This window comes from Acidobacteriota bacterium (assembly GCA_016700075.1).
GTDB lineage: Bacteria > Acidobacteriota > Blastocatellia > Pyrinomonadales > Pyrinomonadaceae > OLB17.
Genome location: CP065000.1, coordinates 1,191,869 through 1,217,077, shown reverse-complemented (window position 1 = coordinate 1,217,077; position 25,209 = coordinate 1,191,869). Strand labels below are relative to the sequence as shown.

Sequence of the window (25,209 nt, the reverse complement as noted above, 5' to 3'; positions counted from 1 at the left end):
TTTTAGAACGGCTCGTCCGGATACAGGTCGTCCAGTTTCAGCCAGCCTCGCGTTGTGCGCCCCGCTTCATTCGTGTATTCTGCCTCGACCCAACCGCCGCGTTTTGCGTAAATGACGATACGGTCGTCCTTTACGATGAATGCCTTGCCGCGTGCGGCGGCGCTTGCCGAGGTGTGAAAATAGGCCTTTGGCGACCGCACCCAGCCTGCACCGATCCAATTGCCCGCACGTACGAGTTCAAAACTCTGTCCCCCATCCGATGCGATGTCCGGAGCGACCATGCCGCAGCCGCCGTGCGATTCGGGCAGTTTCAAAACCACGCCGTTCTCGGTTGCAGACAGCGAACCGAACAGAGGCTCTGCGGGGCTGTTCGGATGCCAGGTCATTACGGTGTAGATCCCGTCTGAAGACCTGTCAGACTGAAGCAGGAACGAACAGGTGAAACGCGGCTTTCCGTTGTCCTCGACACCGAGAGCCTCAGCGAAATGCCCGGTCAGGCGGCCTTTCGCATCAATTCCGATGACCAGACTGCCGTAATCGCCCGAAACGATACGGCCCTGTGCCGCGGCAGATCCGACGGCGAATACGATCAATAAGAACAGTTGTAAGAAAAACTTCATACTACAAAAGCTTGAAACCAAAATAGATAAAATATCCGATCACGGCCAACGCACCCAGCAGGATGAATGCCGCATATGTTCGGACATAACCGACCTGAACACCGCGGACGATGTTGCCGAGCGCCATTACAAAACTGCCGATGCCGTTTACGGCTCCGTCGATGAAACCAAGGTCAAAGCCCTGCCACAGACGCTTGCGGGAAAGGTTCGTCAGCGGATCGACGATGTAGCCGTTGTAAAACTCGTCGAGCCGCCATTTCTGCTCGAGTATCTTCGGCATCTTGCGAAGCGGATTGTTCCGGAAAAGCAAAAATCCGACCGCAATACCGAAAACTGCCATCACCGTCGACAGCAGTGCGAGCCAGCGTTCCGTGCTGACCGCTTCGGGCGAATGTGCTTTCGCGTTCTCGCGAGCCTTTACGGCAGCAGGCGTTTCGACATCTGCGACGACCGGTTCGAGGACATGCTCGAACGCATTCGCGTCCTTGATGCCGACCAGCGAACTCATAGCATACGGAATACCTACGAGGCCGCCGACCGTCGAGAGGAACGCCAGCACGATAAGCGGCACGGTCATCACCCACGGAGATTCGTGCGGTTTGAAATTCGGCGGCAGTGCGTGATGTTCGTCGTTATCGTCGCCGTGAGCGTCGTGATGGCCGTCTGCGTGCTCATCATGTGTCGCAGAGTCGTGCGTTAAACCACCCGCTACCGCAGGTGGTTCTGACCAGCGCTCGTCGCCCCAGAACGTCATGATCATCATCCGCGTCATATAGATCGCCGTCAGAACGGCCGTAATGACCGCGACGATCCACAGGAACTCATTGCCCGGAAACGCGCCGTTTTGGAAATACTTGTCGGCGGCGAACGTCTTGTAAAGTATCTCGTCCTTTGAGAAAAAGCCTGAAAATATCGGTATTCCCGCGATCGCCAGCCAGCCCGTCGCCATCGTGACGCACGTGATGGGCATGTATTTCTTAAGATTGCCCATTTTTCTCATGTCCTGTTCGTGGTGCATCCCGTGAATGACCGAACCGGAACCGAGGAAGAGCAACGCCTTAAAGAACGCGTGCGTCATCACGTGAAAGATCGCAACGACAAAAGCACCGACGCCCGCGGCGAGGAACATAAAGCCGAGTTGTGAGACGGTCGAATACGCGAGGACCTTCTTTATATCGTTTTGTGCGATGGCGATGGTCGCTGCAAATATGGCCGTTGCCGCACCGACGATGGCGATGATCCACATCGCTGTCGGCGAGAGCTGATAAATGACATTCGAGCGGACCACCAAATAAACGCCCGCAGTGACCATTGTAGCCGCGTGGATGAGTGCCGAAACGGGCGTCGGGCCGGCCATAGCGTCAGGCAGCCACGTGAGCAGCGGTATCTGAGCGGATTTACCGGTCGCACCAATGAACAGCAGTACGCCGATCGTCGTCAGGCCGCCAGCTACGATCGCTCCCCAAGTAAAAGGCTCTGCCGCAGTCACGTTCTGCAGCACCCATGTAAAGACGCTCTGCACCTCTTCGCCGCCGACGGTCTTGTCAAAAAACGAGATCGAGCCTGTCAGCGTGAACGTCAAAAATATCGCCATCAGCACGCCCCAGTCGCCGATGCGGTTCATCACGAACGCCTTCTTGGCGGCCTCGCGTGCTTCGTTCTTTTTCAGGTAATAGCCGATCAGCAGATACGAGCAAAGCCCGACGCCTTCCCAGCCGACGAACATCAGCAGGTAATTGTCCGCGAGCACGAGCGTCAGCATCGCGAACATAAATAGATTCAGATAGGCGAAAAATCGGTAAAAACCGTCGTCGCCTTTCATATAACCGGTCGCAAAAACGTGAATAAAGAACCCGACAAAGGTTACAAAACAGGCATAGACCCCGGACAAACGGTCCATTCCAAGCGCAAAATCAGCACGAAATCCGCCGACGCTGATCCACGTCCAGATATGGTCGAGAATGGGCTTGTCGATGAACAGAGCACCGCCGCCCGCGACGAAAGCCAAATAGAACGCCACCGCCGCAGAAACAGCGATCGCACCGCAGGCGATCACGCCCGAAAACAGCTCATTGCGCAGCCTGCCGCCGATGAGCCAATTGATCACTGCACCCGCCAGCGGGGCAAAAATGATCACGCTTAATAGATTATTCTCAGTCATTTTTCGTGACTAGTTCTTCAACAAACTCGCCTCGTCAACATCTATCGTCACCTTGTTGCGGAAGAATGCGATGATGATGCCGAGCCCGACGGCGGCCTCGCACGCGGCGACCGCCATTACCATAAAAACAAAAAGCTGCCCCGTCGTATCGCCGTAATAGCGGGCGAACGCAATAAAGGTAAGGTTCACGGAATTGAGCATTAGCTCGATACACATGAACATGCCCAAAGCGTTGCGTTTATATATAACGCCAACGGCACCGATGGTGAAAAGTATTCCTGATAACGCGAGATAACTCGCCAGATTCGGTTCCATGTCTTACAAATGCCGACAGATTCGGCGGTTAACCTTCTTTCTTTCCATCTACCGCTTCCAGGCCTACGCGAGCCTGTTTGCGTGCCAAAACCACGGCGCCTACTATCGCCATCAAAAGCATGATACCGACTATCTCGACAGGCAGAAGATATTCTGTGTACATTGCCCGCCCGAGGCTAAGTGTGCTTCCTGCGGTAGCGTTCGGGTCGACGGGCTGCAAAGGCGTCTTCAGCACCGAATAAAATACAAAAAGCGTCTGTGCCAACAGCACGACACCAAGCCCGCCGCCCAACGTGTAAAGATACGCCAGCCGCGTCCTAGGCTGCTCGTCGTCCAGATTCAGCAGCATTATCACAAAAATGACAAGCACCATGATCGCGCCGGCATAAACGAGTATCTGCGTTACGGCAATAAAGGGCGAAGCCAGTGTCAAATAAATGCACGACAAAGCCACAAATACACCGACTAGCGAGATGGCGCTGTACAGCGGGTTCTTGTGATACACCAAAGATACGGCGCAAGCGATGGCGAACCCTGCGAACAAGAAAAATAATGCCGTCGAAACCATAAAAACAGTGACAAATGACAAATGACAGGTGACGGGATAGACACTCCTGAGAGCGTCACCTGTTCAGAGTCAGCGATTCAAAAAGTAAACAACAACGACCGTCAAGATCACATTTCCAAGTGCCACCGGCAAGAGGAATTTCCAGCCGAATGCCATCAGCTGGTCAAAGCGAAAACGCGGCAGCGTTCCTCGGATCCAGATATAAAGGAAGAGGAACCCGATGATCTTTACGATGAACCCAAAATGGCTCGCCAGAGCGTAAGGAACCGATCCCGGTTCGAAAATATAGCTCAGCCCCGGCACATACCAGCCGCCGAGGAAAAGCACCGTACACATGACCGAGACCGTGAACATGTTCACGTATTCAGCCATAAAGAAAAGTGCGAACTTCAGTGCCGAGTATTCGGTGTGAAATCCAGCAACCAGCTCCGTTTCAGCTTCCGGAAGGTCGAACGGCACACGGTTCGTCTCGGCGAAGGCCGCGATCAGAAATACGATAAAGCCGATAAACTGCGGAATGATGTACCAACGGAAAGACGACTGAGTTTGAGCGAATATGATACCGTTCAGATCAAGAGTTCCCGCCAGAATGACCACACCGATCACCGATGCGCCCATAGCGAGCTCATACGAGATCATCTGTGCCGACGAACGCAGGCCGCCAAGCAAGCTGTATTTGCTGTTAGATGACCAACCAGCGAGAGCTATACCGTAAACACCAACAGATGTGATGGCCAAAACGAAAAGTACACCAACGTCTATGCGGGCGATCGTCAGCGGTAATTCCTTGATGCCGTCTCCCAGTCCGTAAGGCAAAAAGCTCCAGTCTATGGTGGTTATAGCCGGGCCGAAAGGATAAACGACCATCGGCATCAGGGCACAGACCAACGCGACCAGGGGAGCAAGGAAGTAAATGAACTTCGTTGATTTGTCGGGTACGAGGTCTTCCTTGAAGATGAACTTCAAAAGGTCTGCGAAAGGCTGCAGAACGCCCCAAGGGCCGACGCGGTTAGGGCCTATGCGGCCCTGGATCCACCCAAGGACCTTTCTTTCCGCCAGTACCGTGTAGGCGACGATCATCATTACGCCGCCAAATGCGGCGCCGATGGCCACCAAATAAACTACGAACGGAAATGCGGTCTTTACTACATCTTCCATAAAAACTATTTGCCCGGCGCAGAACGATCGGCGATACCGACCGCAGCGGCCTCTGCTTCTTCACGCGGATCGCCGTTGGCGTCAAACTGAACTAGCGGCGAAACCAGCAAATTCGACGGTTTCGGATTGCCGTTCGCCAGCAGATGGAATTGCGCCGTTTTGCTCGTCAGCGTCGTCAGCCGATGCAGTTTGTGCCCGACACGCGGCGTTTCCGTGTTCTTTTCGCCCGCTCTGAGTTTATCGACCTGTTCTTTTAACGCCGAAATGTGGCCTGACAGATCAGAGTTCTCCTTCAGAGCGTAATTCGCCTTTATCGGGTTCGATTCGTCCTTCATTGTAGGGTATCGGAAGCCTTCATAGGCCGGAACGCTGTCGGCAACTGCACGGAAAATGGCCGATGCCGACCATTCCGGCAGGATATCGACACCGATGTCGCGTGCGATCGCCGCAGTGATCATCCAATCCGGTTTCGACTGGTGGAGCGGCTCGATCGACTTGCGGACACGCTGGACGTTTCCGGCGTTATTAGTGAAAGTTCCGTCGACCTCAGCAAAGCTCGCAGCAGGGAATACAACGTCCGCTTGTTCGCAGGTATCCGTCAGGAAAAGCTCCTGCACCGCGACGAATTCTTTGCCCGCCAAAACGGAAGCGTCCTGCAAACTGCCGCCGATCAGTAGTGCCTTTGAATTCTTTAAGACCTCATCGAGCGGCTTTCTGCCCACGCAGATGTCATTCGCTCCGACGGAATTATTGTGCTGCGCCAGCGGATGCAGGAGAATGCGGCGGCCTTCACCGCCTAGTTTCGCTGCCGAGCCGGCAAGTGCTGCCTGAGCAGCCGGCGACAGGTCGCCGCCGAACATCAAAATGACGTCGCCTTGTGTTTCCGCGATGACCTTTCGTACCTCATCAACCGCGGCCGCGTCAATGCCCATCTTTTCAGCTGACGCATTTGACGAGCCTGCATCACAAAGTGCAAGAGCGAAAGCGTCAGCCGTGCCCGCGTTCACGTGGACGAACTGCGTCGCCGTACGCGACAGATTTATCGGCGTATCGTTCACGCAGATGAATTTCGCCTGGCCGTTGCGGACGGCCTGCCGGATCTGCTTTGCGGTAAATGTCTGCTCTTCCTCGGGTTCGCCGCCGATCAGCACGATCGTAGCCGCATGGCGAATTTCCTTGTGATCACACAGCGGCACGCTCAAATTATCAAAGATCGGAGCAACATCGCGGCTGTCAGAAACGGCGAATTTGTCCGTTCCGACGGCCTTTGCGAATTCCTTCAAAGCAAAGATCGCTTCGTTCGTCAGCCGCGGGCTGATGACCACACCTGCGTCCTTGCCCGCCGCTTTCAGCTTCTCTGCAGCAAATTTGACGGTATCGTCCCACGTAGCCGGGATCAGTTTTCCGCCTTTCGAATAGCGGATCATCGGCGTCTTGATGCGGTCGGGGTGATCGATGAATTCGTGAGCAAATCTTGCCTTTACATCGAGAAACTCCCCGTTCAGGCCGTTTACATAGCGGTCGCGGGCGACGATGCGGTGAACTCTGCCGGCACGCGAACCGATCGAGATCTGCATACCGTCAGAGCCGTAAACGTCGGTCGAAACCGTTTGATCGAGTTCCCACGGCCGCGTTTCGTGACGATAAACGCCGTCGAGCAGCGTTCCCGTCGGGCAAACTTCAACACAGTTGCCGCACTGCGAACAATTCAGCCAACCGCCGTAAGTGCCGATCACGGTATTCACGCCGCGATTGCCGGCCTCGATAACGTCCTCACCCATCCATTCGTGGCATACGCGTGTACAGCGTTTGCAAAGAATGCACCGCTGCGGATCGTTCGCTACCATCGGCGACAAATATTTTTCAGGTGCTACGTTCTTTCTTTCGGAAAAACGCTCCTCAACGTCGCCCCAGTCAAATATCACCTCCTGCAGTTCGCACTCGCCGCCGCGGTCGCAGACCGGACAATCGAGCGGGTGATTCGCGAGCAGGAATTCGCCCATGGCTCGCTGTGCCTTTTCGACCTCTTCGCTTTGGGTCGTGACCACCATGCCGTCTGTACAGGTGATCGTGCAGGAGGTCTGCAATTTCGGCATCTTGTCTATGCGTACAAGGCACATGCGGCACGATGCCTGGACCTCAAGGTCCTGGTAATAGCAGAACGAAGGGATGCCGAAGCCTTTCTCGCGGCAGACGTCTATAAGCCGCGAACCCGCGGGAACGTCAAATTCCTTTTCGTTAATGGTTACTTTTATCGTATCTGACATTTAAAAGTTCTTAGAAACTGTCGTTATGCAGCCCGCGAATAAATGGTCTCGACCGCCTTGGCTTCTTCGCCCGTCGGCAGGATGTTGAATGCCGTTACGACGATGCTGTCTTCCGTTGGCATGTCGATCTCTGTTCGCCATCCCCAGCGAGGCTCGCCCTCGCCTGCAAAATAGCTGCCCGTAGCGGCGAATCTTTCGCCATTGCCGCCTTCTGAGAACATGATGGCGGACGACATATGGAACGTGTCGATCCAAGCCGACTGATATTTCTTTTCGGCACCGTCAAAACCGAGTATCATCATCCCCTCGAACGGCTTGCCCTGAATACTTCCGCTGTATTCATACAGCATAAAGTTGCCGAGCAAAGGGCGAAATGTCCCGCTCATCGGTGATACGTCCGCAACCACGTCCGGCTGAAACCACGTCGTCGCTTCGCCTTCCCACGAGCCTTCCAGCCTCGCAAGCTCAGCGTGCAATGTGCTTTCATTTTGAGGAGAGCATTCCATTTATGATCGCTATTCGGCTTTGGCCTTGCGTTTACGCGTCGGCTTTTCTTCGACCGCGTCGGCCGGTTTCGCAAAAGCCTTCTTCTTAGGTTTTGGCCGCGTGTTGCCAAAGCTGCCCGCGACTATCTTGCCTTTTCGTGTTCTTTTATCGCCTTTTCCCATGTATAACCTTTACTCCTTTGTGGTCACCGCCTGCCGATCTCTGCATCGGTCGCTACTTTTCCGGCTAGGACGGAAATAACATAATCCTGAATTCGCGAGTTTGCCGCAAGTTTGTGATGGTCTTCGCAAACAAATTTCGTCGGTGCTCCCGCGTAGACCGAGGAAACTTTCAATGACTCCGCCTGCGACGCGGCTTCGAGCGACCGTGCGGTCACGACTCCGTCTCCGGGTACTTGCATTACTTTTCTGAGTTCGTCGTCAGAATACTTGTAGCCGTCGTCACGTGTAAACCCCTTTGGCCTGAACAGCGTTTTCCAACTGCCTGAGCCGTTTCGGTGAACGATCACAGCGTCGATCCCTGTCTTGCAATCTGACCCTACAGGAAAGAATGTCGTTTCTCCGGAACTGCCTTTTGCGGCGGCGAGGGCCTCGTGCAGACGTTTCGCACGAGCCAAGGCGGCAGCAAAAAATCGATCTGCAATTTTGGTCTCGTCGCGATCGAACCTGGAGGTAAAGCCCTTATCCTGGATCGGGTTCCAACCGTATTTCGTCCAGCTCTTAGGATCGTAGATATCGACCTGTATAGGATCGAGTTTGTCGTCGAAGACGCGAAACGTCCCGGGCGCCGGAAGCAGCTGATAGGCCGAAGGTACCGTAAAGACCATGAACTTTGAAGTGTCCTGGGCCCACGGCAGGTCTATCCGCAGGCCGCCCAACCTGAATCCGTCAATTAGAGAGCCGAGAGCAAGATGCGAGCCTTCGTTCGGCGTGCCAAGCAGGACGACCTTGTCGAAATGCTTCGAGCCCGCAAAGGTCGGCTTGGGTTCCGTCCGCCCCATTTGAAGCTCGGCGTCGCCGTACATCACGGCATATCGGGTTATGATGCCGCCCATTGAATGGGCAACAACATCAAATTTAAGATCCGGTTTGTTCAGCTTTATCTTAACGCTTTCGACCTGACGGACAAGTCTGCGGGCATTTGCCACATTGTCGAGCCGCCAGTCGTAAGGAAAGATGAAAAGCGAGTTCTCGCCAGCATCTTCGCTCGGAGAATCCCATTTTTCTTCCCGATAGCCGGCCCTCTGCTCCATTGCTCGAATGAAGCCGCCGTAAACGTCAACAACCGGAAACGGGCCGATCTTTACATTTCTCAGAACATCTGTGGCCTCAAGGTTATCACCGGTCTTCGAGACGTCGAGCGAAAGCGGCAGCCGAAGGTCTTCAGAACGCGAACGCCGCGTCTTGAACCAAACGCGTTCACCGGTCTTCTTGTCTACGAGTTCCGAGCCGGTCAGGCCGGGAATGAGAATTACAGGATTTCGTTCCTGAGCGGTCGCCGACGACGCAACTAAAACGACGAGCAGCAACGCCGCGAGAGCGTTGAGCAGAGGTCGTCGGCTATTTGTCGGCGTTACGCTCATTGAACGTTCGGCTGAATGTCTCCGTTGGTGTTATTTGCAAGCCATTTCCTGAAATCGTCAGGGAACTGCTTGATCGCGGACTGTATAGGCCAAGCCGCAGCGTCGCCGAGCGGGCAAAAGCTCTTGCCTTCGATATTGTCGCAGATATCAAGCAGCAACTGAGCGTCTTCGGGCTTGCCTCCGCCCGCGGCGATGCGGTCGAAGATCTTCACCAGCCAATCCGTGCCCTCGCGGCAAGGCGTACACCAGCCGCAGGATTCGTGCTTGTAAAATTCGGTCAGGTTCTTGGTCGATTCCATTACATCGACGGTCTCGTCCATCACGATCATACCGCCCGTGCCGAGCATCGAGCCCGCAGCAACAAGGCCTTCATAGTCGAGAGTTACGTTCTGCCCCAGTATCTGGCCCGCGTTCATGATGTAAACCGACGAGCCGCCGGGAATGACGGCTTTGAGCTTTTTGTCTTCCCGGAGCATGCCGCCGCAGTCGTCCATAATGAACTTTTCCATATCGGCATAGCCCATCGGAAGCTCGTAAACGCCCGGTTTCTTAACGTGGCCGCTGACGGACCAAAGCTTTGTACCGCCCGACTTTTCGGTGCCGAGGTCACGCCACTTTATGCCGCCCATTTCAATGATCTGCGGAATGCTGGTCAGCGTTTCGACGTTGTTGACCACGGTCGGGCATGCGTAAAGGCCCTCAACCGCAGGAAACGGCGGCTTCATTCGCGGATGGCCGCGAAAACCTTCGAGCGACGACAGCAGGGCGGTCTCTTCGCCGCAGATATAGGCTCCCGCACCTGTGTGCGTGTAGATCTGCATCGAAAAGCCCGAACCGAGGATGTTCTCGCCGACATAACCCGCATCGCGAGCTTCTTTCAGCGCCGCGTCCATTATGTCGATCAGATACTTGTATTCGCCGCGTGTATATATGTATCCCGTGTTTGCGCCGAGCGTGTAGCCCGCGATCAGCATTCCCTCGATCAGCGAATGCGGGTCGCCTTCCATGATATAGCGATCCTTGAAAGAGCCCGGCTCGCTCTCGTCGGCATTGCAAACAATGTACTTGGGCTTTGGCGAATCCCGCGGGACAAATGACCATTTCATTCCCGAAGGGAACCCCGCACCTCCGCGTCCGCGCAGGGCAGAATCCTTGACCTCCTGAATGATCGCGTCCTGCGTCATCCCGAACGCCTTTTCCAGCGACTTGTAGCCGCCCGTTTTCTTGTAAAAATCCAGCGTGTGCCCATTTTCCATGAGCACGCGTTTCAGAGTGAAAGGCTCGCAGCCGATGGCACGTATTTCCATTGTTACAGTCCCAGTTCTCTTTCAATTACCGCAGTGTCGGTGTGCTGCCGAAACCTTACGATCTTGCCATCTTTCAACTCCCATTCGTGGGCAAACGGTACTTTTGTGCTGTTGCCTGTCTTCAAATATTTGCCCGAGTATGTGCCCGTCGAGATAACATTGCCGTCGCCGCCGTCAACGACCTTGTCCGGAACGGCAGCAAAGCCTTCCCATTCGGTCGCCAATCTCATGAAAACATTTGCCAACACGCCGTCGGGGCCGCTGTACGTGCCGGCGTACATAAAACCCGCTGCCTCGGTCCACTCAATATTCGGGTCGAACGCACCCAAAACCGCCGCGACATCGCCGGTCGCGAACGCATCGTAGAGTCCTTTGATAATTTCGCCGTTGGTCATAGCTAGTCACATTTATCGAGTATGCTGTCCACTTTCTCAATGGTCAGATCCTCGTGATAGTCAAAGCCGATCTGCATCATCGGTGCGGTGCCGCAAGAGCCGAGGCATTCGACCAGCGAGACGGTGAATTTTCCGTCCTCGGTCGTGCCGCCCGGTTTGATGCCTAGTTTTGAACAGATATGGTTCGTAATGTCGGGTTCGCCCATGATCTTGCAGGAGAGCGTCTTGCAGATCTGTATGTGATGGCGGCCGACGGGGCGAAGATCGAGCATCGAATAGAACGTCGCGGTTTCCCAAACGTCCGAGACCTCAAGGCCCAGAAATTTCGCCAAAAAATTCACGCCCGCATTGTCCACATAGCCGCGTTCACGCTGGATCAGGAAAAGCAGCGGTATCAACGCCGACCGCGACCGCTCGGGCGGATACTTTGCAAGATGCGAACGCATTTCCTCGACGACCGCATCGGAAAACTCCGCCACTTCGTCCGTGTAAACTATTTGGTCTGTATAACTTGTCGGTGTTGCTGCAGCCATTTTGTTACCTATCTATTTCGCCGAGCACAATATCCAAACTTCCGATGATCGCGACGACGTCGGCGATCATCTCGCCTTCGCACATCAGCGGAAGCGCGGACAGATTCACGAACGAAGGCCCGCGGAAATGCACACGATCAGGTTTCGGCCCGCCATTCGATCTCATATAAACGCCGAGCTCGCCTTTTGATGCCTCGATCGCGTGATAGACCTCACCCGGCGGCACGTTGAATCCTTCGGCGACGATCAGAAAATGATGGATCAGCGAGTCCATGTGCTTACGCATATCGTCGCGGTCCGGCAGAACAACTTTCGGAGCGTCGGCCTTGATCGGTCCCGGTTTCAGGCGTTCCATGGCCTGGCGGACGATCTTGTAAGATTCCGTCAGTTCGCGAAGCCTGACCAAATATCTCGCCCAAACATCGCCGCCCGTCTCGACCGGAATGTCGAAATCGTAGATCTCATATCCCGTGTACGGGTTGTGTCGACGCAGGTCGAGTTCTACGCCGCTCGCACGCAGGCACGGCCCGGTCACGCCCCACGAAATTGCGTCTTCTTTACTGATGTAGCCAATATCTTTCGTGCGGCTCTGCCAGATTCGGTTTCCTGTCAGCAGTGTGTCAAATGTCGATAAAGCCTCAGGAAAGTCATCCAGAAACTGATTTACGCGACGGTCAAAACCCGCGGGGAGGTCCATCATCAGTCCGCCGATGCGGAAATAGCTCGGCGTCATGCGTCCGCCTGAAGCCGCTTCGATCAGGTTGAGTATCTTTTCACGCTGCCGAAAACAGTAGAAAAAGACCGACATCGCGCCGATATCCAAGCAGTGCGTTCCTAGCCACACCATATGTGAAGCGATACGCTGCAGTTCGCACATCAGTACGCGTACGACCTGCGCCCGCTCAGGGATCTCAAGCTGAAGCAGCTTTTCGGCGGCCATCACATACGCGAGGTTGTTGCCCAGCGGATTCAGATAGTCCATCCGGTCGGTGATAACGATACCCTGTTGATATTTCTTGTATTCAAAGAGCTTCTCCATTCCCGTATGCAGATAGCCGATGTCGGGAATGGCCTTTGTTACCAGCTCGCCGTCGAGCCGAAGATCAAGCCGTAGAACGCCGTGCGTACTGGGATGCTGCGGCCCCATCGAGAGCGTCATTTCCGTCTCGAGCGGCTGGTCCACTGCCTCAATGTCCGGCAGAACTGTTTCGACTGCAGTACTCATAGAATCGTTCACTGACCCTAGTTCAGGCTGTACGGCTCATAGCCGCGCAGCGGATAATCCTTTCTCAATGCGTGTCCGTCAAAATCCGACGGCAGCAGAATTCTGCGAAGGTCGGGATGTCCTTCGAACTTTACGCCCACCAGGTCGTATGTTTCGCGTTCATGCCAGTCGGCCGTCGCCCAAAGACCGGTCACTGTCGGCACGTTCGCGTCGTCCTCCGACGTAAGCACCTTTAAACGCAGGCGGTTGTGATGCATCGTTGAGAACAGGTGATAATTGACCTCAAATCGCGGATCTTCTTCGGGCCCTCGGTCAGCTCCGCAAAGATCCGCTAACATATCGAAGCCCTGCTCATCGCGAAGAAAACCGCAGGCATCGACGATATGCTCACGCGGAACGGTCACTGTGACCTCGCCAAGTGCGTCAACGACGTCCGCTACCCAAGCGGCGTCCTTTTCTCTCATTTTTTCGACGAAACCGTGTAATTTCTCGGTCATATTATATTACGACGATCTCCTTCGCTCGTGCTTCGACGGCACGGTATAGGGCCTCGCGATATCGCCCGAAGCGACCTCTTCTGCCGTCTCGCGTTCGAGAGCGGTGCCTTCGGTCACCGGCAGAGTTCCCGGCGTAATGGATTCGCGTGATTCAGCCTCGTAAGTGTCCTTTCGGTCCTTTACGGATTCCTTCATGATCTTGTCCTGCAGCATCGTGATGGCGTGAACAAGCATCTCAGGCCGCGGCGGACAGCCCGGCACGTAAATATCAACAGGGACGACCTTATCAACACCCTGAACGATCGCGTAGTTATCGAAAACGCCGCCCGACGTGGCACAAGCGCCCATCGAGATCACCCATTTCGGCTCAGGCATCTGATCGTAAATTCGCCGCAGAACGGGAGCCATCTTTCGCGAAACGCGACCCGATACGATCATGACGTCGGCTTGCCGCGGGCTCGCACGGAATGTTTCCGCTCCGAAACGCGAAAGGTCGTTGCGTGCCGAGACGGTATTCATCATCTCGATGGCGCAGCAAGCGAGTCCGAAGGTGGCCGGCCAAAGGCTCGATTTGCGTGCCCAGTTGACCACCGCATCCAGATTGACCGTTATTACGTCAGGTAACGATTCGAAGACCTTGTTCTCTAACCCCATATATAAATGTCTCTGCCAAAACTAGGCGGCCTTTTGCCATTCCACATGATCGGGGTGACCGGGCAGCTCGCCATCACGTTTCTTTATGGCGATAGCACGGGCCGATGCCTTTGCCTGTGAACCCCAGTCGAACGCCCCTTTTCTCCAGTCGTATATCAGCCCGACAACAACAGTGGCCAGAAACGCCAAGATCCCCAGAAATGCGATCGTGCCGAACATAATGCCGGTGCTTTTCTCAATACCTAAAAGGTCCTTGAACGCAACCGCGAAGGGAACTAAGAACAATATTTCCAAGTCAAAAAGCAGGAATGTGACCGCGACCATGTAGAATTTGATCGAAAACCGCTCACGTGCAGAACCGACCGGATCCTTGCCGCATTCATACGGCATTAGCTTTGTCGCGGTGCGCTTTCTTGGGCCCATCAGCTGAGTTACCAGCAACTGACTGGCGCCGAAACCTGCGGCCACAAGGAACATTACCGCAAGCGGCGCGTAATCTGAGATGTTAAATTCGGACATTCGTTTTGTGCCTCCTCTAGAGGCCGGTCAATATTTGTTATTGGGATGATCAACAACCCTGAGTAAAAACCGCACAAAAACCGCTCAAATCAAATCGTAGTTTAAGCCCTATGGACTGTCAAACCAAACCGCCCGACGCTGCGGGGAATTAGTGATTGACCCTCACGAAACGGGTGTGTTAGTTTTGAGGTTGGGTGTTTTCTGCCCTTTTCCTCCATTTCTCTCGCTCAACTGTTTCGAACAATAGTGATAGCCGGTTTCAATACAGACATCGAACACAACGGCACGACCTACCACGTCCAGACCGAGGACAAGGGAGCGCCCGCGAATATGATAATGTCGCTCGTTTATGACCGCGGCACCATCCTTGCGAGCAAGAGAGCGACATATGAGGATATCGTCGGCATAGAAACAGAGATCGCTGAACGTGTGCAGCGTCAGCACAAGCTCATCTGCGCGGCGATCCGTGCCGGTCGGCTCGAAGACCTAAAGCAGATGACGGCAAAGGCCGCAGGTAGAAATATGCCGGTCGCGGAAGCCGCTCCCGTTGCAGATCAAGTGCCCGAAGTTGCTGTCGTTCCGGCCCAGCCTTTTTCTCGCCCTGTCGCGGAACCGCCTCCGTTGCCGATCCCGCAGCCTGTATTCGATATCGATATGGATTCGGTGGTGCCGCTGATGCCGCTTGAGTTCATTTTCGATGAGCCCGTTATTGACGACGTAACCATCATCGAAGAACCGGAATTGTTGACGGTCGAAACGGTCGAGGTCGTCAGCGAATTTTCCGGCAGGTCGCGCCCTGCTAACGACAAGCTAACCATTGAACTGCTTGGCGAAAGCAAATTCAAAGGCGGCGAGCGAAAGACCATCAACCTGATGATATGCAAAGGCACTGACCGAAAGGTTGTCCCCGATGCTCAGATCATGGTCAAAGTGCTCGGGTCGGCATTTCGTCCGGTAATTTTTCATTCTAAGACCGATAATAACGGCCTCGCGAAGATACATCTGCAGCTTCCGAATTTTCAGGCAGGGCGTGCGGCTTTGCTGGTCCGTGCGACCGCAGGCGGCGAAGAGGTCGAACTTAGGAAACTCGTCACGCCCGGCTAATTCAATTTCACTACGTAAAGTTCTAAAATAGCGATGTGGCAGAGATCCGCATCAATGGCGAAACGCGCACCGTCGCCGAGGGCTCAACGATCGCCTCGTTGCTCGGCGAACTGGACCTTCCAGCAAAACGCGTCGCTGTAGAGCACAACGGCGAGGTAGTCAGCAGACAGAGTTGGCACGAAGTGAGCCTGAACGACGGCGACCGCGTCGAGGTCGTGCATTTCGTTGGCGGCGGGTAAGACCTATTTCACCACAGAGAGCACAGAGACTGTGGGAGTAGGATTTTCTTTGCAGCCTGCCGCATCAAATGATCTGCTGATCGCTTTTCGTACGCCGATCCAAGATTCCTGCCTCGGTTCTCTCTGTGGACTCTGTGGCTGAGGGTTTTGTGGTAAATTTTCTCTATGTCCGATAGTTTTCAACTCGCCGGTGTTTCGTTCTCTTCCAGGCTGATCATCGGCACCGGCAAATACCGCAGTTACGACGAAATGAAGGCCGCTCACAGGGCTTCGGGTGCCGAGATGGTGACGGTTGCGGTGAATCGCGTTCCGTTAGACGGTTCGGCGGAATCGTTCCTCGATCATCTAGATCCCGCCATGCGAATTCTGCCGAACACTGCCGGCTGTTACGACGCCGAACACGCAATTCGCACCTCGCGGCTAGCTCGCGAGGCTCTTGAGACAGACTGGATAAAACTCGAGGTCATCGGCGATCCTGTGACGCTTCTGCCGGACAACGAGCAGACGCTTGAAGCCGCGAAAGTGCTGGTGAAAGAGGGCTTTATTGTGCTTCCGTATTTTTCCGACGACCTGATAATGGCTAAAAAACTGCTCGATGCGGGCTGTCCGGCGGTCATGCCGCTTGCGGCTCCTATCGGTTCGGGAATGGGTGTGCAGAACCCATCAAATCTGCGCATCATGCGAGAACAGTTGCCCGACGCAACGATCATCGTTGACGCGGGTGTAGGCGTGCCTTCGGATGCTGCGATCGCGATGGAACTCGGTGCCGATGCAATTTTAATGAACACTGCGATCGCCGAAGCAGGCGACGCGGCACAAATGGCGACTGCGATGAAACTAGCTGTCCAAGCCGGCCGCCTCGGTTATTTGTCAGGCCGAATGCCAAAACGGCTCTATGCCTCGGCCTCAAGCCCGATCGCGGGTGCTATCAAATAGTATCGAAGCCGGCACTTTCAGTAGCCCGCACGTAAGCAAGGGCACAACATACGATGAAGGTCAATGTTCTTTTTTTTGGGGCAACTGCCGATGCGGCGGGCACGCGTGAATTAAGATACGAACGGTGCGATGCGAAAGTAGTCGCTGAGCTGATCGAAAAGCTGAAAACCGACCATCCGGCACTTGCACGCAATAAACTTCTCGCTGCGGTAAACGAAGATCACGTTCCTTACGATACGGCCCTCAACGACGGAGATACAGTCGCAATTTTCACGCCTGTTTCCGGCGGTTGACCTATGGATTTCTGCGAACTCACGACCGAACCGATCAACATCTCCTACGTTGCCAGGCGTGTGGTGCCGCCGGAGTGTGGGGCGACGGTCACGTTGGATGGTTACGCGAGGAAGTTCACAAAACACAACGACGGGACGACGCGGGAAACGGAATATCTGGTTTACGAAGCCTACGAGCCGATGGCCCTGAAGGAGATGCAGAAGCTGATCGAGCGGGCGAGGGCGGAATTTGAGGTCTCGGCGATCGGCATTGTGCACAGGCTCGGCCGGCTCGAGATCGGCGAGACCAGCGTTGTGATATCCGTCGCGGCTCCACATCGACGGGCTGCTTTTGCCGCGTGCGAATGGCTCATCAGAGAGTTGAAACGCACAGTTCCGATCTGGAAAAAAGAGGTTTACGCCGACGGAGAGGCTTGGGCCGAAGGCGAATCCGCCTGAGCCGCAAAAACCTCCCGTGCACGCCGAGCCGCCTCGTCAAATTTAGCCTCGAGCGCCGGACTCACTCCCCGTAATCCCTCCACTACCCTTTCCGCCCAATCGATGTATTCCATTTTTCGTTGATGCGGCCAACCGGACGGTGGATCGTTGGTTACATCGGTGACGTTGCTGATCTTGTCGCTGAGTTTTATCGCTTTCGCCCCGGGAGAAAGGTGCGGGGCGTGCTCGATCTGAAGTTGCTTTCGCACGCGTTTCTCCTGGGATTTGTCGTCGGTCACCTCGGCAACGTAGGCGGCAATGCGTTCACCAAAAAGCTCGCGGATCTCTTCCGGCTTTGTATCTGTATCCTCAACGGTGTCGTGCAGTATCGCCGCGGCGAGAACCTCGGCGTCGTCGATCCGGCCGACCTCGCTCAGCATTTCCGCAACGTGAAGCGGATGATTAATATACGGATGAGCCTCGGTGCCTTTTCGACGCTGTGTCCGATGTCGATCTGCAGCGAACGAGGCCGCTTTTATTATCAGTTTTGTATTGTTCACATATCAGTTTGCCAAAGCGCAAAAGCAGAGTCAACAAACTGACCTACCTGATGATCTCAAGCGTGAGTGTTTGCGAGCCGCCAACGATGTTCTCGCCCTGCGGCAGTTCCATTTCGAGCAGGACCGTGTTGGTCGTGGCTTTTGTCGCTCCCGCAGATCGATCGCTGCCGAGAGTAGCTGCTACGGAAGGCGGCAGATTTGCCAATTCGCTGGATCCGATAACGAGTCCCGGTTTGGCAGATGTAAGCAGAACGTAAAGACGATCCGGCTTTTTCAGGCCGTTGAAGGTCTCAACGAATGCCGCCGGCGTTTTCGGCGCGAATTGGGTGGTTGCTGCCAGTGCCTGCACAAGACTGCCGTCTCCGACCGTCAATGTGACGATTCCGGGGGCTGCGTCGCGAGGGATGGTGACAGGAACCGTCCTGACAGAGATCTTTCCGCCCGCCGCCTTTTCCGCTATCGAGACGTTGATATTATCTCCGGGCCTTACTTGCTGCTTATCGACCCAGATCTTATCAACCGAGGCCAGGCGGGCACCTTCTGATACGTTGATATCAAGATCAATGCCTTCGATCTCGACGCCCGGATAGTTTGCCCGCAACAAAGCGCCTAGCGGAACTGCCGGAGCCCCGCCGGCAAATAGGATCGCCTGTCCGCTCGAGATACGACGCGTCAGATCTATCGGCTTCTCGCCCTTGATGCGGATCTTGCCTTTCATGTCGATCGTCGTGTTGCCGATCGACCGTTCATTCGAAGAAAGGATGTTGGTAACGCCGACACTCATGATCAGCGGCGTCAAAAATTCGTCGATAGCAGATTCGAATACGAGCTCCTCGCGTTTTCCACGGCTGCTCGTAAAGTTGATCTTTACGGGAAGCATCTTCGGAGCAGTACCTAATTGACCGAGAATGCCTGTCGCTCGATCCTGCGTCATAGACCCGACCATGTCATCGGGTACTGCAAGCTTGAAAGAGTTGTTCGCGTTCGGTACGACCGTGACCACGTGCGATTCGGACATCGGGAGGTCCGATGAGCCTAAGCTGAAAAACGGATGTCCGAACGCATAAATGTTGTCGCCATCGCGAGCGGTCACCGTTCCAGCGGCTGAAAGTTGTATATCTCCGCGTGCCAGATGAACGACCACAGAATCGCCGCCGAGCAGTGTTGTCGGTGTTGCAGTTTTCAGCCCGCCCAAACGGCTGCTACTGCCCGTAGGAGCCGCCACCGGTACGATGCCCGCTGATGTCAATTGCGGAGCGAACATATCAAGCACCGCCTGCGAAATACCCGCAAATGAGACCGGAGTAGCGATAGGGCGGAACGTTTCAAAAGCGCCGCCGCGTGATGCGGAAAGTGTCTGCGGAATAGCCGCCGATGGTTTCCAGATCGGTGAGGTCAATTCCGCGGCGCTGAAGGTCGGCGGGACAAAACCAGCCGGTCCTAAGGCCGCGAAACGCTCAACATCAGCAGTCATCTGCTCGAACGGCGTGATGCCGCAGATGGGCTCCTTTGCGAACGGAAAGCTGTAGGAGATCGCACCGACCAGTTTGCCGTCAATATAGACCGGCGAACCGGACATTCCGGCAAACACAAAGGTCCGCTCGGCATTCTCACCAAAAAGCCGGCCGATTATCAGGTCTTGCTTCGGGCCGATCCAGTTGGGCAGCACTCCGAGTATCTCAACACCAAACTCCTCGCTCTTGTTCCCTCTGAATACAGTTTTCGCAGTTCCGCGCATACCTTCCCGCAGTTCAGAGACCGGGAAGTTGGGTGCCGGTCGCGGCGAGCTTGCCGTAGAGCTTGTTTGAGTAAATACTGCGGAAAAAGCGATCAGCGTCAAGAACGCAAGGCGAAATATGGCGTTTAACATAATTAAAAAACTTTTCCCAGAACTGTACCAAATATGGTAACATTTTAGTCAGCTTGCCGAAAGCTTCTGTTTAGAGGCTTTCAGACCGTCCGGCGGTTGCCGCCGACCTCTTTTTTTCGCATTTTTCTCTATCGATATGGCAAAGACAACTCGCCTTGCAAAAAGCCTGGTTCGGCTTTTTCTGCCGATCATTTTGATCACCGCCGGTGCCTTGATCGGCGGGTCGGTCTACCTGGTCTATAGCGGAGCCAGGCCGATGCCTGCACCTTATCTTGTTCGACCCGAAAAATACGGACAGCTTAGCACCAGGGCGGCCACAATTACTGAGGAGACCTGGACGAACCGAGACGGCACGACCGCCCGCGCATGGCTGCTTCGCGGGGCGGAGAACGCTCCGGCGGTCATACTGCTCCACAAATTCGGCGGCGACCGCTCCTATGTACTCAACCTTGGCGTCAAGCTGAACGAATCCACGAATTTCACGATCCTGATGCCCGACGCGCGGGGCCATGGCGAGAGCCCGCCGGTCGAGAATGCTTCTTTTGGCGGTTGCGAGGCCGAAGACCTTGCCGCCGCAGTAAGCTTTTTGCGCGAACTCCGAACCCCTAACGGCATAGCTCTGGTCGGAGCGGATCTGGGTGTTTATGGGGTTGAAATGGGTGCGCTGACGGCTCTCAACCTTGCCGCAGCGGATCCGTCGATCAAGGCCATCGCTCTCGACGGAGTGCCTTCCAGCTCTGACACGGTCCTTGCTTCTTCGGTAAGGCGGCTCTATCCTTTCGCGGGCTTCGTGACACAGCCTCTCTCAAAACTCGGCACGCATTTCTACTATTTCGACGGCTGTTACAGAAGGGAACCTTCCTGTGATACCGCAAGAAAGGTAACGGGGCGGGACGTTCTGCTGCTTGCAGGTGTCGACGCGGACGAGCATCGCGAACCAACGGCCAAACTCGCAAAATGTTTTCCCGATTCTAACCGTGTGGAATCAAAAACCGACCTTAGCCCGTCCGGTTTCAGCATCATCAACGCTTCGATGGAAAAGAGCGAGTCTTACGAGCAACGCCTTATCGATTTTTTCCGAGGAGCCCTAGGCACTAACTAAAGATCAGGCATTCTGCCGCCGTGTCCGTTGGTTTTGGAGACCGACGCGATCTCGGCTTGGCTCTCGATACGCTGAACAATGTCGGCGAGAGTCTCGTCGATTCTGATCAATCTGTCATAGGTAGAGCGCATCGTGAGCATGTCATATTTGGCGGCGGCGTCAAGATTCATCGCCGCTCCGACAAGAAACGAAAGCGGCTCAGGGTCGGCACTTGCGAGTTCAGGCGGCGTTCCGCGGTTTCCCGCGAGCTTGAATGCGGCGGCCGCCATCCGGCGAAATTTCTCAAATACTTTTTGGGCTGCGGAGGCTCTCTCGTCCTCATCGCCCGGGTCATCTACAAAAAACTCCACGTCACCTACCGCATACGGTGCGTCGCTGTCGATGTAATCGAGCAGCACGTAACGCGCGACGCCGAGCGTCAGGACATTCGACCTTCCGTCTTCGAGCGTCTCCTTTTCACGAACTTCCGCGGCACAGCCAATGCTGCCGGGCTGCGGCATTTGCGTTACGGGGCCGTCTTCCGGTTGCCAACTGATGCCGAAAAGATTATTACCGGCCTCAATGTACGCAAACATCTTTCGGTATTTAGGCTCAAAAATATGAAGCGGCAGGAGTTCGTTCGGGAACAAAACGAGCGGAAGCGGGAATATCGGCAACCGCTTGATACCGCGAACTCTTTCCGGTGTCTCAGACATAGTGACCTCACGTTCGGCTCGGCGTTCAAGGACGTCCGCCGCCGAGAAACAGCCAATTTGGAACAAGACAATTATAAGGCAATGCGTCAGAAACCGCAGTCTTCTTTGTCCTCATACGTGTATTGTATGAAGGCAAACGTGGGGTAACTTTATTCCTATGGAAAAAGTTGTCGTGATCACGGGTGCCTCGAGCGGCATCGGGCTGCATACTGCCAGGCTCTTTCAATCAAAGAATTGGAAGGTGGCTGCGACGATGCGTTCGCCGGAAAACAGCGACTTGAGAAAGGTCGCTGACATAGAGTGTTTTCGTCTGGACGTGACGGATCACGTTTCGATCAAACAGGCGATCGCTGACACGATTGAGAAATTCGGGCGCATCGATGTCGTCGTAAACAACGCCGGCTATGGACTACTCGGGCCTTTTGAGGCCGCAACGGATGAGCAGATCGAGCGTCAGTTTCAGACAAATGTATTCGGCCTGATGAATGTCTGCCGCGAGATAATACCGTATTTCCGAGAACATAAGAGAGGGCACATCGTCAACATCGCTTCGGTCGGCGGAAGAATGACGTTCCCGTTCTCGACCCTTTATAACGCAACAAAATGGGCGGTCGAAGGGTTTTCTGAATCGCTTTCTTACGAGCTTGAACCTTTCAACGTCAAAGTCAAGATAATCGAACCCGGCCCGATCAAGACCGATTTCTATGACCGTTCTCAAGATGTGGCTAAAAAGGAAGGCCTCACTGCTTACGACGCGGCGTGGGAACGCTATTTTTCAAATATGGAGAAAGCGGGCAAGGAGGCTCCCGACGGCGAGACGGTCGCTGAGGCCATATATGCCTCCGTTACTGACGGCTCAAATAGGCTCCGGTACGGCGTCAATACCAAGGGCATATTCGTGCTTCGGACGATATTGCCGGAGAGTCTCTTCAGACGGGCAATAAAAACCATTATGTTGAAATAGCGTTAAGCGGCAAAAGGTGCGATAATTTGCCAATCGAAGCCCTCCGCTCGATCTTTGCTCAAAGTACGGTCGCTAATTGGCGACGTTACTAGCGTTGTTGCCTATCGTAACTCGCAGATGAAAATACTTCTTTACAATCCCGACAACGGCATTACGCGGAACTTCATGCCGCACCTTTGGATGTTCCTGCTGCAGTCGCTGACACCGCCTGAACACGAGGTCATTTTGATCGACGGCAACGCAAAGGCCATGACGCGGGCGGAACTGGTCCAGTTTTGCCGCGATAACGATATCGGCTTGGTCGGGATCGGTTCGATGACCCGAATGATCGCCCGAGCATATCGAGTTGCTGATTCGCTTCGCGAGGCAGGATTTAAGGTCGTCATGGGCGGCCCGCACGTAACAGAATGTCCGGACGAAGCACTCGGCCGCGACGGAGGGCCGCGTCATGCGGACGCTGTCGCATTGGGCGAAGCCGACGAATATTGGGCAGATATCGTCAACGACGCTGCTAACGGGCAGTTGAAGGAAATATACCAGCCTAAGACCGACGAAAAGGGAAACGATTTCAAGCCGTCTCTTCAGCCGTACCCGCATATTCCCTGGGAAACTCTGGATCTGGAACAATTTTCGCTCGTGCCGAAATTCCTGCGCCCCGTGCTTTCGCGAATGGGTGAAGGCTGGGGCAAGTTCTTCGTTGTGCCGATCGAGACCGGCCGCGGCTGCCCGTACGGCTGCGAGTTCTGCACCGTGACGGGCTTTTTCGGCGATTCGATCAGATTCCGAAGTAATGAAAGCGTCGTCGAAGAACTGCTTCGGCTAAAGGAGCGGGCAAAACGCGAGAAAGGCCAGATCGCGGTCTTCTTTATCGACGACAATCTGGCGATCAATAAGAAGCGGCTCAAGGGCTTGCTCCGTGACATTATTGTTGCGGATGCACAGTTGCCGTGGGTGGCACAGATCAGTTCGAATCTGCTGGCGGACGACGAACTCGTCGATCTGATCGCACTCTCGGGCGGACGCTGGATCTTTATCGGAATGGAATCGATCGATCCCGCGAATATGGCTGATGTTAACAAGAATTTCTCGCGGCCGGAAAATTACGGAACAGTTCTCGAAGGCCTGCGAAAGCGTGATATTTACGCTATTACGTCATTCATTTTTGGCATGGACAATGACACGCCGGGCGTTGCATCGCGAACGGTTGAAGCCATCGAAAGTTGGCCGCCGGGGCTGCCGGTTTTCGGACAATTGACGCCGTTCCCTGCCACACCGCTTTACGACCGCCTGCAAAAGGCGGGTAGGCTGCAGCGGCCGAAACACTGGCTTGATTTCGCTCCGTTCGTAATGGCCCATGATCCGCTGAAGATCAGCATTGAACAGGCAGGTGACGAGACCCGCGAGGCGTGGTCGCGTTCGTATAGCCCCGAACGCAATCAGCAGGCGATCGAATCAATTCGCGAAGCTCCGATCCAAACACGCATCAGCCATCTGGCAGCACGGCTGTTCTTCCGCGGCATTTACTTTCCCCAGATGGGCACCACGGCGTGGATGAAGCTGCTGTTTCAAAACCGCAGGCCGATAATCAGCCTGACGCTTGAAGGACTGCGAACCTGGCGTGCGGCACGCCGTCGGCAAAAGATAAGCCGGCGTGAGCTTCAGCCCGGCGCCGGCACGTAGTTTATATTTTGCTGAATCTTACGGAAAGATCTCGACCTTCACGTTAAAGACACCCGAGTTATCGTCCAAGTTTCCCTCGTTGATGCCCAGGAAAAGAGCTCCATCGCGCGTAGCTGTGAATTCGCGGCTTGATCCGATGAAGATAAAGTCATTGTTGTCGTCGCCGATCACCGCGATCAGAGCGCCGGTCGGGGCGTTAGGCAACAGCTTTTGATCGTCACGGACATTAGGCAGCCCAGCCGGGGTCGCCATGTTTCCGCGTCCCAGGGAAACGCGGCCGTCGCCCGTTATTCGGATCCTCTGTCCCTTTCTGACGACCCAGCCTGTATTCGTCCAGCCGTTCGCAGTGCTGTCTGCTGTCACGCGTATCTGCCATTCTATCGGCTTTGCTGCGGTCGTTGTTCTCGGGGGAGTCGGCGGGCGGTCATTCGCTCCTGTCAGAACAACTTTCGTCGGTTGCTGCGTTGTTGGCGTGGCGGCCGCCGGCGGCTTTGCGGCGTTATTATTTCTGCTAGACGACGAAAGCTGCGGTGCCGACGGCTTTTCCTCGAAGACGACCGATTCTATCTCGCTCGCGGCAAAAGTCATCTCGCGCCGCCGAGGGCCCTCGCCCACCTCGACTGTGAACTTGCCGCCTGAGAACTTTGTGATCTTGCCCTTGATCATGCTGCCGTTCTTTAGGCGGATCGTGTCCGCAAAGGCCCCAACGGCAAGTACCGCCGTGAGCAATAGACAAAGCCCTGTCCTAAAAAAACCGGTTCGTGAAAACATATTTCCTCCGATCGCTAGTGATGAATATTTCGAGTGAAGAGTTGCTGATAGAACTCGCGCCCACCAGCAATACGGAAAGCACTGCCTTTAATCGTAGGAAAATCGACTCTGATTGTAAACACTTTTCGACGAGTTTCTCCCAAATACCGCCAAGCCCGCCGAATGGCTTCTCGCCTTAGCTGCGGTCTTTGACAGATTCGCAATGCCTGCCTCTTGTCCAGAATGTTGATTATTTCGTGGGAAGCAAAGGAAAACGGAATGTGGAGCCGG

General features: G+C 54.9%; 28 protein-coding genes. 8 read left to right on the top strand and 20 right to left on the bottom strand.

The genetic code is table 11. The features are described 5' to 3' along the window. Window positions 1–2: 2 nt before the first annotated feature. From IPM50_05475 to ndhC, 16 genes are all read right to left on the bottom strand, one after another. A complete protein-coding gene (locus IPM50_05475; protein QQS34027.1) occupies window positions 3–620 on the bottom strand; it encodes a hypothetical protein in 618 nt (205 codons plus the stop codon). A 1-nt stretch (window position 621) separates the two neighbouring features. After that, window positions 622–2,781 (bottom strand): NADH-quinone oxidoreductase subunit L, encoded by a 2,160-nt coding sequence (gene nuoL / locus IPM50_05470; protein QQS34026.1) that lies wholly within the window; start codon window positions 2,779–2,781, stop codon window positions 622–624. A gap of 9 nt (window positions 2,782–2,790) precedes the next feature. Beyond that, on the bottom strand, window positions 2,791–3,096 hold the full coding sequence (nuoK, locus tag IPM50_05465; GenBank protein QQS34025.1) for an NADH-quinone oxidoreductase subunit NuoK: 306 nt from the start codon (window positions 3,094–3,096) through the stop codon (window positions 2,791–2,793). Window positions 3,097–3,124: 28 nt separating this feature from the next. Continuing rightward, window positions 3,125–3,664 carry an NADH-quinone oxidoreductase subunit J gene (locus tag IPM50_05460; protein QQS34024.1) on the bottom strand — a complete coding sequence of 180 codons (540 nt, stop codon included), beginning with the start codon at window positions 3,662–3,664 and terminating at the stop codon, window positions 3,125–3,127. A 69-nt stretch (window positions 3,665–3,733) separates the two neighbouring features. Then, window positions 3,734–4,822 (bottom strand): NADH-quinone oxidoreductase subunit NuoH, encoded by a 1,089-nt coding sequence (gene nuoH, locus IPM50_05455; protein QQS34023.1) that lies wholly within the window; start codon window positions 4,820–4,822, stop codon window positions 3,734–3,736. A 5-nt stretch (window positions 4,823–4,827) separates the two neighbouring features. Beyond that, complete coding sequence (locus tag IPM50_05450; protein QQS34022.1) at window positions 4,828–7,089, bottom strand: molybdopterin-dependent oxidoreductase; 2,262 nt, start codon at window positions 7,087–7,089, stop codon at window positions 4,828–4,830. 23 nt (window positions 7,090–7,112) lie between these two features. After that, complete coding sequence (locus tag IPM50_05445; GenBank protein QQS34021.1) at window positions 7,113–7,595, bottom strand: DUF1579 domain-containing protein; 483 nt, start codon at window positions 7,593–7,595, stop codon at window positions 7,113–7,115. Window positions 7,596–7,604: 9 nt separating this feature from the next. Beyond that, window positions 7,605–7,757 carry a 30S ribosomal protein THX gene (locus tag IPM50_05440; protein ID QQS34020.1) on the bottom strand — a complete coding sequence of 51 codons (153 nt, stop codon included), beginning with the start codon at window positions 7,755–7,757 and terminating at the stop codon, window positions 7,605–7,607. 23 nt (window positions 7,758–7,780) lie between these two features. Beyond that, the gene (locus tag IPM50_05435; protein ID QQS34019.1) at window positions 7,781–9,178 is read right to left on the bottom strand and encodes a hypothetical protein; all 1,398 of its coding nucleotides are present in this window, start codon (window positions 9,176–9,178) and stop codon (window positions 7,781–7,783) included. After that, window positions 9,175–10,434 (bottom strand): NADH-quinone oxidoreductase subunit NuoF, encoded by a 1,260-nt coding sequence (gene nuoF, locus IPM50_05430; GenBank protein QQS34466.1) that lies wholly within the window; start codon window positions 10,432–10,434, stop codon window positions 9,175–9,177. Before nuoF ends, IPM50_05435 begins: the two co-directional genes overlap by 4 nt. Before the next feature lie 53 nt (window positions 10,435–10,487). Next, entirely contained in the window at window positions 10,488–10,880 is a 393-nt protein-coding gene (locus IPM50_05425) for a nuclear transport factor 2 family protein (GenBank protein ID QQS34018.1), read from the bottom strand. A gap of 2 nt (window positions 10,881–10,882) precedes the next feature. Beyond that, window positions 10,883–11,413, bottom strand: a complete 531-nt coding sequence (gene nuoE / locus IPM50_05420) for an NADH-quinone oxidoreductase subunit NuoE (GenBank protein ID QQS34017.1) — start codon at window positions 11,411–11,413, stop codon at window positions 10,883–10,885. 4 nt (window positions 11,414–11,417) lie between these two features. Next, window positions 11,418–12,638, bottom strand: coding sequence for an NADH dehydrogenase (quinone) subunit D (gene nuoD, locus IPM50_05415; GenBank protein ID QQS34016.1), 1,221 nt, complete (start codon window positions 12,636–12,638; stop codon window positions 11,418–11,420). Window positions 12,639–12,655: 17 nt separating this feature from the next. Beyond that, window positions 12,656–13,135, bottom strand: a complete 480-nt coding sequence (locus tag IPM50_05410; GenBank protein QQS34015.1) for an NADH-quinone oxidoreductase subunit C — start codon at window positions 13,133–13,135, stop codon at window positions 12,656–12,658. 6 nt (window positions 13,136–13,141) lie between these two features. Then, window positions 13,142–13,789, bottom strand: a complete 648-nt coding sequence (locus IPM50_05405) for an NADH-quinone oxidoreductase subunit B (GenBank protein QQS34014.1) — start codon at window positions 13,787–13,789, stop codon at window positions 13,142–13,144. A gap of 21 nt (window positions 13,790–13,810) precedes the next feature. After that, on the bottom strand, window positions 13,811–14,308 hold the full coding sequence (gene ndhC, locus IPM50_05400) for an NADH-quinone oxidoreductase subunit A (protein QQS34013.1): 498 nt from the start codon (window positions 14,306–14,308) through the stop codon (window positions 13,811–13,813). Window positions 14,309–14,554: 246 nt separating this feature from the next. On the opposite strand from ndhC, the gene IPM50_05395 reads away from it, so the two are divergent. The 5 genes from IPM50_05395 to IPM50_05375 all read left to right on the top strand — a co-directional run bounded on the left by IPM50_05395 (window position 14,555) and on the right by IPM50_05375 (window position 17,318). Further along, on the top strand, window positions 14,555–15,412 hold the full coding sequence (locus IPM50_05395) for a hypothetical protein (GenBank protein QQS34012.1): 858 nt from the start codon (window positions 14,555–14,557) through the stop codon (window positions 15,410–15,412). Between the two features lie 35 nt (window positions 15,413–15,447). Further along, window positions 15,448–15,651 carry a sulfur carrier protein ThiS gene (thiS, locus tag IPM50_05390; protein QQS34011.1) on the top strand — a complete coding sequence of 68 codons (204 nt, stop codon included), beginning with the start codon at window positions 15,448–15,450 and terminating at the stop codon, window positions 15,649–15,651. A gap of 165 nt (window positions 15,652–15,816) precedes the next feature. Next, window positions 15,817–16,587, top strand: coding sequence for a thiazole synthase (locus IPM50_05385; GenBank protein QQS34010.1), 771 nt, complete (start codon window positions 15,817–15,819; stop codon window positions 16,585–16,587). A gap of 53 nt (window positions 16,588–16,640) precedes the next feature. Further along, window positions 16,641–16,880, top strand: a complete 240-nt coding sequence (locus IPM50_05380) for a MoaD/ThiS family protein (protein ID QQS34009.1) — start codon at window positions 16,641–16,643, stop codon at window positions 16,878–16,880. 3 nt (window positions 16,881–16,883) lie between these two features. Then, window positions 16,884–17,318, top strand: a complete 435-nt coding sequence (locus IPM50_05375; GenBank protein QQS34008.1) for a molybdenum cofactor biosynthesis protein MoaE — start codon at window positions 16,884–16,886, stop codon at window positions 17,316–17,318. Here IPM50_05375 and IPM50_05370 read toward each other — a convergent pair. Together IPM50_05370 and IPM50_05365 are read right to left on the bottom strand one after the other, a co-directional pair. Beyond that, window positions 17,276–17,857: a bifunctional (p)ppGpp synthetase/guanosine-3',5'-bis(diphosphate) 3'-pyrophosphohydrolase gene (locus tag IPM50_05370; protein QQS34007.1), complete on the bottom strand. Its 582-nt coding sequence runs from the start codon at window positions 17,855–17,857 to the stop codon at window positions 17,276–17,278. The genes IPM50_05375 and IPM50_05370 overlap by 43 nt on opposite strands. 43 nt (window positions 17,858–17,900) lie before the next feature. Next, on the bottom strand, window positions 17,901–19,727 hold the full coding sequence (locus IPM50_05365; protein ID QQS34006.1) for a hypothetical protein: 1,827 nt from the start codon (window positions 19,725–19,727) through the stop codon (window positions 17,901–17,903). Window positions 19,728–19,863: 136 nt separating this feature from the next. Here IPM50_05365 and IPM50_05360 point away from each other — a divergent pair, with 136 nt between their 5' ends. Beyond that, window positions 19,864–20,829: an alpha/beta fold hydrolase gene (locus tag IPM50_05360; GenBank protein ID QQS34005.1), complete on the top strand. Its 966-nt coding sequence runs from the start codon at window positions 19,864–19,866 to the stop codon at window positions 20,827–20,829. Here the strand turns inward: IPM50_05360 and IPM50_05355 are convergent. Then, on the bottom strand, window positions 20,826–21,524 hold the full coding sequence (locus IPM50_05355) for an LON peptidase substrate-binding domain-containing protein (protein ID QQS34004.1): 699 nt from the start codon (window positions 21,522–21,524) through the stop codon (window positions 20,826–20,828). The two genes, IPM50_05360 and IPM50_05355, sit on opposite strands and share 4 nt — an antisense overlap. 157 nt (window positions 21,525–21,681) lie before the next feature. Between IPM50_05355 and IPM50_05350 the strand changes: the two genes are divergently transcribed. Together IPM50_05350 and IPM50_05345 are read left to right on the top strand one after the other, a co-directional pair. Beyond that, entirely contained in the window at window positions 21,682–22,488 is an 807-nt protein-coding gene (locus tag IPM50_05350) for an SDR family oxidoreductase (GenBank protein ID QQS34003.1), read from the top strand. A 117-nt stretch (window positions 22,489–22,605) separates the two neighbouring features. Next, window positions 22,606–24,168, top strand: coding sequence for a B12-binding domain-containing radical SAM protein (locus tag IPM50_05345; protein QQS34002.1), 1,563 nt, complete (start codon window positions 22,606–22,608; stop codon window positions 24,166–24,168). Between the two features lie 18 nt (window positions 24,169–24,186). Here IPM50_05345 and IPM50_05340 read toward each other — a convergent pair whose 3' ends face one another. Continuing rightward, window positions 24,187–24,939, bottom strand: a complete 753-nt coding sequence (locus IPM50_05340; protein QQS34001.1) for a hypothetical protein — start codon at window positions 24,937–24,939, stop codon at window positions 24,187–24,189. Between the last annotated feature and the right edge of the window lie 270 nt (window positions 24,940–25,209).